The 12,017-nt window shown below is 62.4% G+C and carries 9 protein-coding genes; all 9 read left to right on the top strand.

Annotated features, from left to right (window positions below):
* The first annotated feature begins 215 nt into the window (after positions 1 to 215).
* On the top strand, positions 216 to 1,190 hold the full coding sequence (locus AC54AG_RS21450) for a LysR family transcriptional regulator (RefSeq protein ID WP_496631535.1): 975 nt from the start codon (positions 216 to 218) through the stop codon (positions 1,188 to 1,190).
* Between the two features lie 257 nt (positions 1,191 to 1,447).
* Positions 1,448 to 4,300 carry a 2-oxoglutarate dehydrogenase E1 component gene (locus AC54AG_RS21445; RefSeq protein ID WP_034752063.1) on the top strand — a complete coding sequence of 951 codons (2,853 nt, stop codon included), beginning with the start codon at positions 1,448 to 1,450 and terminating at the stop codon, positions 4,298 to 4,300.
* A gap of 117 nt (positions 4,301 to 4,417) precedes the next feature.
* Positions 4,418 to 5,674: a 2-oxoglutarate dehydrogenase complex dihydrolipoyllysine-residue succinyltransferase gene (odhB, locus tag AC54AG_RS21440; RefSeq protein ID WP_072452587.1), complete on the top strand. Its 1,257-nt coding sequence runs from the start codon at positions 4,418 to 4,420 to the stop codon at positions 5,672 to 5,674.
* Positions 5,675 to 5,768: 94 nt separating this feature from the next.
* The gene (locus AC54AG_RS21435; RefSeq protein ID WP_034752060.1) at positions 5,769 to 6,158 is read left to right on the top strand and encodes a PspC domain-containing protein; all 390 of its coding nucleotides are present in this window, start codon (positions 5,769 to 5,771) and stop codon (positions 6,156 to 6,158) included.
* Positions 6,148 to 7,578 (top strand): dihydrolipoyl dehydrogenase, encoded by a 1,431-nt coding sequence (gene lpdA, locus AC54AG_RS21430; protein WP_034752057.1) that lies wholly within the window; start codon positions 6,148 to 6,150, stop codon positions 7,576 to 7,578. The genes AC54AG_RS21435 and lpdA overlap by 11 nt, the downstream gene beginning before the upstream one ends.
* A gap of 70 nt (positions 7,579 to 7,648) precedes the next feature.
* Entirely contained in the window at positions 7,649 to 8,746 is a 1,098-nt protein-coding gene (zapE, locus tag AC54AG_RS21425; RefSeq protein WP_034752052.1) for a cell division protein ZapE, read from the top strand.
* A 16-nt stretch (positions 8,747 to 8,762) separates the two neighbouring features.
* Positions 8,763 to 9,482, top strand: a complete 720-nt coding sequence (locus tag AC54AG_RS21420; protein ID WP_219327454.1) for a hypothetical protein — start codon at positions 8,763 to 8,765, stop codon at positions 9,480 to 9,482.
* 128 nt (positions 9,483 to 9,610) lie between these two features.
* Positions 9,611 to 9,811 carry a YdcH family protein gene (locus tag AC54AG_RS21415; protein ID WP_034752051.1) on the top strand — a complete coding sequence of 67 codons (201 nt, stop codon included), beginning with the start codon at positions 9,611 to 9,613 and terminating at the stop codon, positions 9,809 to 9,811.
* Positions 9,812 to 9,854: 43 nt separating this feature from the next.
* Entirely contained in the window at positions 9,855 to 11,909 is a 2,055-nt protein-coding gene (yoaA, locus tag AC54AG_RS21410; protein ID WP_413774586.1) for a DNA repair helicase YoaA, read from the top strand.
* The last annotated feature ends 108 nt before the right edge of the window (positions 11,910 to 12,017 follow it).

Genomic DNA, 12,017 nt, shown 5'->3' with positions numbered 1-12,017 from the left:
GCGGGTCCAGCCGCAGTTCAATGCTGCTTGCCGCTGGCGGCGATGGTGTGCGCTAACTGCGCCGCACCGAAACGGTTTCCAGGGTACGGGCGCCGCGTGCAGGCATATTGTTCTTTATGTATTGAATGCTCTCCCGCCTTTCGACCAGGCGCGGCAAATAGGGTAGATTGCGGTATTAGTTGCATGGATCGGATGAATCAAGGGAGTATCACCGCATGGACCGTATCACCGCCGCACAAGTATTCGTCGCCATCGCCGAGCGGGGCAGCATGGTGGCTGCCAGCGAGACGCTCGATATGTCGCGCGCCATGGTGACGCGCTACCTGGCCGAGATGGAAGAGTGGGCGGGGGCGCGCCTGTTGCATCGCACCACGCGCCGTCTGAGCCTGACGGATGCGGGCGAAACCACTCTGGCGCGCTGCCGCCAGATGCTGGAAGTGGCCGGCGCCATGGCCGTCACGTCGCCCGAGGGTGTCGATACGCCGCACGGTTTGCTGCGCATCACCTGCTCGCAATCGCTGGCACAGACGGCGCTCGCTGGCGCAGTAACCGCTTACCTGCGGCGCTACCCGCGCGCCGCCGTCGACCTGCAGATGGAGAACCGCGCCGTCAACCTGGTGGAGCAGCGCATCGACCTGGCGATCCGCATCACGAACGCGCTCGAGCCGAACCTGATTGCGCGCCAGCTGGCCAGCTGCGCCTCGGTGGTGTGCGCCGCACCATCGTACCTCGCAGCGCACGGCACGCCGCGCCGGGCGCAAGACCTGGCCCTGCACAACTGCCTGACGTACACGTATTTCGGCAAGAGCCTGTGGCAATTTACGCATGACGGGGAAGCGCTCACTGTCCCCGTCAGCGGCCGCCTGTCGGCGAATGAGTCGCTGGTCCTGCTGGTGGCCACGGTGGCGGGGGCGGGCATCGCCTTGCAGCCGCGCTTTTCGGCCGCACCGCTGATCGCCAGCGGGCAGCTGGTGGAGCTGCTGCCCGCGTACCAGCCGCAGGACATGGGCATCTACGGCGTCTACACCTCGCGCCAGCACATGTCGCCCCTGCTGCGCACCATGCTCGACTTCCTGGTGCAATGGTTTGCCGGCGATGCCGAGTGGCTGGCCGCCATCGCGGCGCCGCCTTCGCCGGGCAGACCAGTTGGCCGCAAGCGGCACGCCGGCAGGGCCGCCGATGTGCCGTAAGCACAACAGTGACAGGCTTGCAAGCCCGGGAAAATCAACAACACAGCTTACATTTGCTTGCCAAATAAAATTCAACTAGTCGTTGTTGCGTTACAATACCGCGTGCTATTCTAAATGACGGTATGCAGAATGCTGGTGCAATAAAAAAGCCCTTCCCCACAACTTGATGTGCAATCCGCTAACCGGTCAGGCCGTGTCGCGGAAGGTTAGATTAACCCGCTAATTCCTCGCGAAGCGCGAAGAAAGGTGAGCAATATATGCAGCAATTAACGACCAACTCCTACCTGTTCGGTGGGAATGCTCCGTACGTGGAAGACCTGTACGAGGCATATTTGAACAACCCAGGCTCGGTACCCGATAACTGGCGTTCCTACTTCGACGCAATGCAGCACGTGCCTGCCGTCGATGGCACCAACAAGCCTGACGTGGCGCATGCCTCCGTCGTCGCCTCGTTCGCCGAGCGCGCAAAAGCTGGTCCGATCCGCACAGTGACCGCTTCCTTCGATGCTGAAATGGGCCGCAAGCGCGTCGCCGCCACGCAGCTGATCGCCGCTTACCGCTACCTCGGTTCGCACTGGGCCAACCTGGATCCGCTGCAACGCCAGGAACGTCCGATGATCCCTGAGCTTGAGCCGAGCTTCTACGGCTTCACCGACGCTGACATGGACACCGTGTTCAACATCAGCAATACCTATTTTGGCCCCGAGACCGCCACCCTGCGCGATCTGCTCAACTATCTGCGCGATACCTACACGCGTTCGATCGGCGCCGAATTCATGTACATCTCCGACCCGGCCGAAAAGCGCTGGCTGCAAGAGAAACTGGAATCGATCCGCTCCACCCCGAATTTCACCCCAGAGAAAAAAATCCACATCCTCGACCGCCTGACCGCGGCTGAAGGCCTGGAACGCTATCTGCACACCCGCTACGTGGGTCAGAAGCGCTTCTCCCTGGAAGGCGGCGAGACCTTCATCGCCTCGATGGATGAAACCATCCAGCGCGCCGGCGAAAAAGGCGTGCAGGAAATCGTCATCGGCATGGCCCACCGCGGCCGCCTGAACGTGCTGGTCAACACCCTGGGCAAGGCGCCGCAGGAACTGTTCGAAGAATTCGAAGGCAAGCATGGCGACGACCTGCCTGCCGGCGACGTGAAGTACCATCAAGGCTTCTCGTCGGACATCTCCACCGCAGGCGGCCCGGTCCACCTGTCGCTGGCGTTCAACCCGTCGCACCTGGAAATCGTCAACCCTGTGGTCGAAGGTTCCGTCAAGGCTCGCATGGATCGCCGCGGCGACGCGCAGGGCGCGCAAGTGCTGCCTATCCTGGTGCACGGCGATGCCGCTTTCGCCGGCCAGGGCGTGGTCATGGAAACGCTGAATCTGGCGCAAACCCGCGGCTACCATACCGGCGGCACGGTGCATATCGTGATCAACAACCAGATCGGTTTCACCACCTCGGATCCGCGCGATGCCCGCTCGACCCTGTACTGCTCGGACGTCGTCAAGATGATCGAAGCACCGGTCCTGCACATCAACGCCGATGATCCGGAAGCCGTGGTGCTGGCGACGCAGATCGCGCTCGACTACCGCATGGAATTCAAGAAGGACATCGTCCTCGACATCATCTGCTACCGCAAGCTTGGCCACAACGAGCAAGATACGCCGGCACTGACGCAGCCACTGATGTACAAGAAGATCGGCCAGCATCCAGGCACCCGCAAGCTGTACGCGGACAAGCTGGTAGCGCAAGGCGTGATCCCTGCCGATGGCGGCGACAAGATGGTGGCCGCATTCCGCGACGCCATGGACGCCGGCAAGCATACCGTCGACCCAGTCATCTCGAACTTCAAGAACAAGTACGCCGTCGACTGGCTGCCGTTCCTGAACAAGAAATGGACCGATTCGGCCGACACCGCCGTGCCGATGACGGAACTGAAACGCCTGGCCACCCGCATCACCACCGTGCCGGAAGACTTCAAGGTCCACTCGCTGGTTGAAAAAGTACTGGGCGACCGTGGCACCATGGGCCGTGGCGAAATGAACCTGGACTGGGGCATGGGCGAACACCTGGCCTACGCTTCGCTGGTATCGTCCGGCTATGCCATCCGCCTGACCGGACAGGATGCCGGCCGCGGCACCTTCGTGCACCGCCACGCCGTGCTGCATGACCAGAACCGCGAGCGTTGGGATGCAGGTACCTACATTCCGCTGCAAAACGTGTCGGACAACCAGGCGCCGTTTACCGTCATCGACTCGGTGCTGTCCGAAGAAGCCGTACTGGCCTTCGAATACGGCTACTCGACCGCTGAACCGAACACGCTGACGATCTGGGAAGCCCAGTTCGGCGACTTCGCCAACGGCGCGCAAGTGGTGATCGACCAATTCATCAGCTCCGGCGAAGTGAAGTGGGGCCGCGCTTCGGGCCTGGTCATGATGCTGCCGCACGGTTACGAAGGCCAGGGTCCTGAGCACTCGTCCGCACGTCCTGAACGTTTCCTGCAGCTGTGCGCAGACAACAACATGCAAGTGGTGCAGCCGACGACGGCTTCGCAGATCTTCCATTTGCTGCGCCGCCAGATGGTGCGCCAGTTCCGCAAGCCGCTGGTCATCCTGACGCCGAAGTCGCTGTTGCGCAACAAGGATGCCGGTTCGCCGCTGACCGACCTGGCCAAGGGCGGTTTCCAGACCGTCATCGGCGAAGTCGACGACAAAATCGACGCCAAGAAAGTCAAGCGCGTGGTCGCCTGCTCGGGTAAGGTCTATTACGACCTGGTCAACGCACGCAAGACCCGCGGCCAGACCGACACGGCCATCGTGCGGCTGGAACAGCTGTATCCGTTCCCGCACAAGTCGTTCGCTGCTGAACTGAAGAAGTTCCCGAACCTGGTCGAAGTCGTCTGGGCACAGGACGAGCCGCAAAACCAGGGCGCCTGGTTCCAGATCCAGCACAACATCTTCGAAGGCCTGGAATCGGGTCAGCGTCTGGCCTACGCCGGCCGTCCTGCTTCGGCGTCGCCTGCTGTCGGTTACTATGACAAGCACTACGCCCAGCAAAAAGATCTGCTGGAAACGGCATTCTCGAAGCTGAAGGGTTTTATCCTGACCAAGTAAGTGGCAGGATAAGGGGCGCCATGCACATGCATGGCGCCTGCTTGCATACATCATGACGGAGCGCCGCCCTTGCTACGCAGGGGCGGCGCCGCAATAACAAAATAAACGGAGTTTTACATGGCACAAATCGAAGTCAAAGTTCCCCAGTTGTCGGAATCGGTTGCAGAAGCGACCCTGCTGGCATGGCACAAGAAAGTCGGCGAAGCAGTTGCGCGCGACGAAAACATGATCGATATCGAAACCGATAAAGTCGTGCTGGAACTGCCGGCGCCAGCCGCTGGCGTGATCGTTCAAATCATCAAGGCTGACGGCGCCACCGTTGTCGCCGGCGAAGTCATCGCCATCATCGACACCGACGGCTCGGCCAAGGTCAGCCCGATGGAAGTGTCGGCCGTGCCTGCGCCAGCCCTGGCTGCCGCCGCCCAAGATACCGCTAGCGCTTCGGCGCCAGCCGTCGCGACCAAAGGCGATGTCGCCATGCCTGCCGCTGCCAAGATCCTGTCCGAAAAAGGCCTGTCCGCTGGCGACGTCGCCGGTTCGGGCAAAGACGGCCGCGTGACCAAGGGCGACGCCCTGGCCGCTTCCGCCAAGCCAGCTGTCGCGCCGCTGGCGCCAGCCGCTGCCAAGCCAGCGCTGCAACAAGTTGCCACGCCATCGGCCGCCAACCTGGGTGACCGTCCTGAAGAGCGCGTGCCGATGAGCCGCCTGCGCGCACGTATCGCCGAGCGCCTGCTGCAATCGCAATCGACGAACGCCATCCTGACCACGTTCAATGAAGTGAACATGCAGCCGGTCATCGACCTGCGCAACAAGTACAAGGACAAGTTCGAGAAAGAGCACGGCGTCAAGCTGGGCTTCATGTCCTTCTTCGTCAAGGCCGCCGTCGCCGCCCTGAAAAAGTACCCGATCATCAATGCCTCCGTTGACGGCAACGACATCGTCTACCACGGCTACTTCGACATCGGTATCGCTGTCGGTTCGCCACGCGGCCTGGTCGTGCCTATCATCCGCAACGCGGACCAGCTGTCGATCGCCGACATCGAGAAAAAAATCGGTGAATTCGGCGCGAAAGCCAAGGAAGGCAAGCTGACCCTGGACGACCTGACGGGCGGCACGTTCTCGATCTCGAACGGCGGTACCTTCGGCTCCATGCTGTCGACCCCGATCATCAACCCGCCACAATCGGCCATCCTGGGCGTGCATGCGACCAAGGACCGCGCTGTTGTCGAAAACGGCCAGATCGTGGTACGTCCGATGAACTACCTGGCCATGTCCTACGACCACCGCATCATCGACGGCCGCGAAGCCGTCCTGGGCCTGGTGGCGATGAAAGAAGCGCTGGAAGATCCTGCACGCCTGCTGCTGGACCTGTAAGCACTGTAGTCCCCCGGCGTAGCCGCCGGGGCAATGTAGCTGATACCCCTTGCCAGAAGACGCAGCTGGCTGATCTCAATGAAAGAGGATTCCTATGAACATCTCTGAAGAAATCAAGCGTCTGCACGAGTTGCACCTGGCGGGCGCTCTGAGCGACGCGGAATTCGCGCAAGCGAAAGCCAAGCTCCTGAGCAATATCAACCTGGACAAGCCGGGCAGCACGTCCGGCGCCGGCGCCGATGCGGCTGCCGGTCCGGCGAACGACCTGGTGCAGGAATTCAACCGCCTGCGCCGTTCGCGCAACGACCGCTGGCTCGGCGGCGTCTGCGGCGGCCTGGGACGCGCTTCCGGCATGGAAGCGTGGATCTGGCGCCTCGTCTTCGTCCTGTTTACATTGACCTTCGGCTTCGGCGTGGTGATTTACCTTCTATTGTGGATTTTCGTACCAGACGAAGAGATTGGAATAACAAAACATGAGTACTAAACAATTTGACGTAGTTGTCATCGGTGCGGGCCCTGGCGGCTACATCGCCGCCATCCGCGCAGCGCAGCTGGGCTTTTCCGTCGCTTGCGTCGACGAGTGGTCGAACGCCAAGGGCGGCGCCGCTCCTGGCGGTACCTGCACCAACGTCGGCTGCATCCCGTCGAAAGCGCTGCTGCAATCGTCCGAGCATTTCGAACACGCGGGCCACAGCTTCGCCGAGCACGGCATCGACGTCGCCGGCCTGAAGCTGAACCTGGGCCAGATGCTCAAGCGCAAGGACACCGTCGTCAAGCAAAACAACGACGGCATCCTGTACCTGTTCAAGAAGAACAAGATCGCCTTCTTCCACGGCCGCGCCGCTTTCGCCGCTGCCGCCGCTGGCACGTATGACATCAGCGTGACGGGCGAAGCCAACGAAACCCTGACGGCCAAGCACGTGGTCATCGCCACGGGTTCGAACGCGCGCGAACTGCCGGGCGCACCATTCGACGAGAAACTGATCCTGTCGAACACGGGCGCACTGGCCATCGACGCCGTACCAGCCAAGCTGGGCGTCATCGGTGCCGGCGTGATCGGTCTGGAAATGGGCAGCGTCTGGCGCCGCCTGGGTTCCGACGTCACCGTACTGGAAGGCCTGCCGGTCTTCCTGGGCGCCGTCGACGAGCAGATCGCCAAGGAAGCGTCGAAGCTGTTCACCAAGCAAGGCTTGAAGATCAACCTCGGTTGCAAGATCGGTGCGATCACGCCAGGCAAGAAAGACGTCACCGTGGAATTCGTGGACGCCAAGGGCGAAGCGCAAAAAGCCGTGTTCGACAAGCTGATCATCTCGATCGGCCGTACGCCGAACACCAACGGCCTGGGCGCTGACAAAGTCGGCCTGCAGCTGGACGAGCGCGGCTTCATCGCCGTCGACGGCGACTGCAAGACCAACCTGCCGAACGTCTGGGCTGTGGGCGACGTTGTGCGCGGCCCGATGCTGGCGCACAAGGCGGAAGAAGAAGGCGTTGCCGTGGCCGAGCGTATCGCCGGCCAGCATGGCCACACCAACTTCAACACGATTCCTTGGGTCATCTACACCTCGCCGGAAATCGCGTGGGTCGGCAAGACCGAGCAAACCCTGAAGGCGGAAGGCATCGCCTACAAGGCCGGCACTTTCCCGTTCATGGCCAACGGCCGTGCGCGCGCGCTGGGCGACACCTCGGGCATGGTGAAATTCCTGGCCGATGCGACCACCGATGAAATCCTCGGCGTGCACATCGTCGGCCCGATGGCGTCCGAACTGATTTCCGAAGCCGTCGTGGCGATGGAATTCAAGGCCTCGGCCGAAGACATCGCGCGCATCTGCCACGCCCACCCATCCCTGTCGGAAGCGACCAAGGAAGCGGCATTGGCTGTTGACAAGCGTACGTTGAACTTTTAATTGTAGTTAGTCCTGCAGGGGCGCTCGCGGATTTTTTCCGCCGGCGCCCTTGTGCGTTAAAGCGAATCCCATGAACGTAGAAGAGTTTTACCAGCACGCGCTGCAGAAGCGTGATTTCAAGGCCGATGCCGCCCAGCGGCGCGCGGTCGACCGCCTGCAGCTGTGCTATGACGAGTGGGTGGCCTACAAGGGCCAGCGCTCGAGCACCTTCAAGCGCCTGCTGAACCGTCCTGCCGTGCCGAAAGGCGTGTATATGTGGGGCGGGGTGGGGCGCGGTAAATCGTTCCTGATGGACAGTTTTTACTCGGTCGTGCCCCTCGTGCGCAAGACGCGTTTGCACTTCCACGAATTCATGCGCGGCGTGCACCAGCAGCTCGATGAATTGAAAGGCGTGGCCGACCCGCTCGACGAGGTGGCCAAGCGCATCGCCAAGAAATACCGCCTCATCTGTTTCGATGAATTCCACGTCTCCGACATCGCCGACGCGATGATCCTGTACAACCTGCTGTCGGCCCTGTTCGCCAATGGCGTGTCCTTCATCATGACGTCGAATTACGATCCGGACCTGCTGTATCCGGACGGCCTGCACCGCGACCGCATGCTGCCGACCATCGCGCTGCTCAAGGACAAGCTCGACGTGATGAACGTCGACGCCGGCGTCGATTACCGCGGCCGCGCGCTGGAACAGGTGGAAAGCTACTATACCCCGCTGGGCGCGGAGACCGACAAGGCCCTGCGCGACGCCTACACGCGCATCGCCGAGACGGCCGACGAAGACGCGCGCATCCGCATCGAGAGCCGCGAAATCCATTGCCTGCGCCGCGCCGGCGGCATCATCTGGTTCGATTTCGCCACCTTGTGCGGCGGCCCCCGTTCGCAAAATGATTACCTGGAAATCGCCAGCCGCTTCCATACGGTGATATTGTCCGGCATACCGGCCATGTCGGCGGCGCAGTCGTCCGAGGCGCGCCGCTTCACGTGGTTGATCGACGTGTTTTATGACCAGAAGGTCAAGCTGATCATGTCGGCCGAAGTGCCGCCGGATGAGCTGTACACGAACGGCATGCTGGCCAACGAGTTTCACCGCACCGTTTCGCGTATCATCGAGATGCAATCGCGCGAATACATGGAAAAAGAACAGCGCGGCGCGGCCGACGCGATCGTTTGAGGCAGGGATAATGAACATGATGGCAAATACACTATACAAGCTGGGTGCGGCGCTGGGCCTGGTCCTGGCGTTGTCCGCCTGCGCGCACCAGGGCGCCGCGGCATTGGATGAGGTCGGCGCACCGCAAGTGCCCGCCACCCTGTCAGTGGAAGAGGCGGACGCCAAGCTGAAGCAGTCGGCCAGCGAGCGCGAAGCGGCGGAAAACGAGTTTGCCGCGCGCGAACTCGCGTGCTACGACAAGTTTTTCGTGAATAACTGCCTCGACAAGGCCAAGGAAAAGCGCCGCCTGATCCTCGTGCGCCTGCGCGCCGTCGATGCGGAAGCGAATTACTTCAAGCGCGCCGAATCCGTGCGCCTGCGCGATATCGACCTGGCCAGGACGCAGGAAAGTGCGCGCCTCGACGCCGAGCAGCGGGCCGCCGCCGTGCCCAAGCCCGTGAAAGTGGTTACGCCCGAGCCGGCGCCGCCCAAGCCGCAAGGCAAGAGCCTTGCCGAACGCGAGGCCGAGCAAGCGGCGAAGGTGGCGAAACAGGCTGCCGACGATGCGGCCGAAGCGCCGCGCCGCGCTGCCCGTGAAGCCGCCTATGCGAAAAAACAGGCGGATGCTGTGGAGCGCCAGAAACGAGTGGCGCAACGCCTGGCCGAGCGCCAGGCCGAAGCGCAGGCCAAGGCTGCCAAGGCGGCGGCCGCCGCTGCCAGCGCGCCGGCCGTTGTGCCTGTGCCGCCGGCCAATTAAGACTGCCGTGCAAGGGTGCGCCGGAAATGGCGTGCCCTAAGGCGCGCGGCAGGTTAAACTACGCACCATGGCTGCCTGCGCGCGCCGGTTTCCCAACATTGTTACTAACACTGCCTGGAACGCAACACATGAGCGATGCACAGCAAATAGAGCGGCGCCTGATTGAACTCAACGTGGAACACCGCGACCTCGATGCCGTCATCGAGTTGCTGATACTCGATGGCCACCATGACGAGCTGCAGCTGCGCCGCCTGAAAAAGCGCAAATTGCAATTGAAGGATCACATCACCTTGCTGAAAATGCAGTTGGTGCCCGACGTTCCCGCCTGAGGGGCGCCAGTAGCGTCCAGTCCAGCCTTCACCTAAGTATATTTTGACCGATCACAATTCATTGCCAGTAAACCCAGATGGCCAGCCGGCCGATCTGCAAGCCAGTCTGCCAGCCGAACCGCAGGCGGCGCCTGGCAAGCACGATGCCGACATCGAGCGCCTGTTCGGCGCCGGCGGCCCGCTCGGTCCGGCCGTGGGCAGCTACAAGCCGCGCCGTTCGCAAACGGAAATGGCGAAAGCCATCGCCAGCGCCATCGACAGCCAGACGACCCTGATCGCCGAGGCGGGCACGGGCACCGGCAAGACCTTTGCCTACCTGGTGCCGGCCCTGATGTGGGGCGGCAAGACCATCGTGTCCACGGGCACGAAGAACTTGCAGGATCAATTGTTCCTGCGCGATATCCCCACCGTGCGCGCCGCGCTGCAGGCGCCCGTTTCCGTTGCCTTGCTCAAGGGCCGCTCGAACTACGTCTGCCACTATCACCTGGAACGCACCCTGCAGAACGGGCGCATGACGTCGCGCGACGACGTGGGCCATCTGCGGGAAATCTCGCGCTTCATCAAGATGACCAGTTCCGGCGACAAGGCCGAGCTGGCCAAGGTGCCGGAAAACGCCATGATCTGGAACCTGGTGACGTCCACGCGCGACACCTGCATGGGCGCCGAATGCCAGTACTACCAGGATTGCTTCGTGATGAAGGCCCGCAAGGAAGCACAGCAGGCTGACGTGGTGGTGGTCAACCATCACTTGTTCTTTGCCGACGTGGCCCTGAAGGACACGGGTGTGGCGGAGTTGCTGCCATCGGCCAATACCATCATCTTCGATGAGGCGCACCAGCTGCCCGATACGGCGACCTTGTTCTTCGGTAACACGGTGTCGACCTCGCAAATCCTTGAGCTGTGCCGCGACGTGCTGGCCGAAGGCCTCGCGCACGCGCGCGGCATCGACTGGGCCAAGACCGTCACGGTGGTGGAAAAGGCGGCGCGCGACCTGCGCCTGACCTTCCCGCAAGACATCGTGCGCATGTCCCTGCCGCAGATCGCCCCGTCAAGCGACTTTTTCCCCGCGCTCGACACCCTCAAGGATGAGCTCGACGGCATGGTGGCCGTGCTGGAAACCCAGGCGGAACGGGCGGAAACGCTGGAGCAGTGCCGAGTACGCGGCGTCGAGCTGGCGCAGCAGCTGAGCGGCTGGAAGTTCGATCCGAAGGCGAAAGTGGCGGCTGGCGAGGAAGCCGTGTTCTGGGTGGAAGCGTTTTCCAGCTCCTTGCAGTTGCATAAAACGCCATTGTCGATCGCGCCGATCTTCAACAACCAGCGCGAAGGCACGCCGCGCAGCTGGATTTTCACGTCCGCCACCCTGGCCGTGAAAAACGATTTCAAGCATTTTTCCGAACAGATGGGCTTGACGGGCGAGCCGTCGCATACGTGGCCGTCGCCGTTCGACTATGGCCAGCAGGGCTTGCTGTTCGTGCCGCAAAACCTGCCGCAACCGAACTCGCTCGGCTACACGGACGCCGTCATCGACTGCGCCTTGCCCATCATCGAGGCGGCGGGCGGGCGCACCTTCTTCCTGTGCACGACCTTGCGCGCCGTGAAACGGGCCGCCGAGCGCCTGGCCGACGAATTCAAGCAGCGCGGCCTGAACTTCCCCCTGTTCGTGCAGGGAGAAAAGGGCCGCACGGAATTGCTCGACCAGTTCCGCGCGGCCGGCAATGGCGTGCTGATCGGTAGCCAGAGCTTCTGGGAAGGCGTCGACGTGCGCGGCGATGCGCTGTCCCTCGTCATCATCGACAAGCTGCCGTTCGCACCGCCCGACGACCCCGTGCTGGCCGCGCGCATCGAAGTGATGGAAAAGCAGGGCAAGAACGGCTTCATGCACCACTCGCTGCCGGAAGCCATCATCAACCTGAAGCAGGGCGCGGGCCGCCTGATCCGCGACGAGGGCGACCGGGGCGTACTGATGATCTGCGATCCGCGCCTCATTTCCAAACCATACGGCAAACGCATCTGGCAAAGCCTGCCGCCGTTCAAGCGCACGCGCGATACCGCCGAAGTGGTGGAGTTCTTCCGCAACCTGCCCGCCAAGGGCGCTTAAGTTCGGCTTGCCGGCGCCATCCGCGCGCCGGCTTATTTCCCTTTGTTATCAAGCGAGTAGCGTTTTTCGCGCGCTGCTGGCTTGCGCGCTTGCCATGCCAGAAAGCGG

This window comes from Janthinobacterium sp. BCJ23, from assembly GCF_059617945.1.
The sequence above is the reverse complement of the archived record's forward strand: the minus strand, read 5'-3'. Positions and strand labels throughout refer to the sequence as shown.

Bases quoted from the DNA above. Each gene is read 5' to 3' on its own strand.
- AC54AG_RS21450 (WP_496631535.1), top strand. From the start codon at position 216: ATGGACCGTATCACCGCCGCACAAGTATTCGTCGCCATCGCCGAGCGG.
- AC54AG_RS21445 (WP_034752063.1), top strand. From the start codon at position 1,448: ATGCAGCAATTAACGACCAACTCCTACCTGTTCGGTGGGAATGCTCCG.
- odhB (WP_072452587.1), top strand. From the start codon at position 4,418: ATGGCACAAATCGAAGTCAAAGTTCCCCAGTTGTCGGAATCGGTTGCA.
- AC54AG_RS21435 (WP_034752060.1), top strand. From the start codon at position 5,769: ATGAACATCTCTGAAGAAATCAAGCGTCTGCACGAGTTGCACCTGGCG.
- lpdA (WP_034752057.1), top strand. From the start codon at position 6,148: ATGAGTACTAAACAATTTGACGTAGTTGTCATCGGTGCGGGCCCTGGC.
- zapE (WP_034752052.1), top strand. From the start codon at position 7,649: ATGAACGTAGAAGAGTTTTACCAGCACGCGCTGCAGAAGCGTGATTTC.
- AC54AG_RS21420 (WP_219327454.1), top strand. From the start codon at position 8,763: ATGATGGCAAATACACTATACAAGCTGGGTGCGGCGCTGGGCCTGGTC.
- AC54AG_RS21415 (WP_034752051.1), top strand. From the start codon at position 9,611: ATGAGCGATGCACAGCAAATAGAGCGGCGCCTGATTGAACTCAACGTG.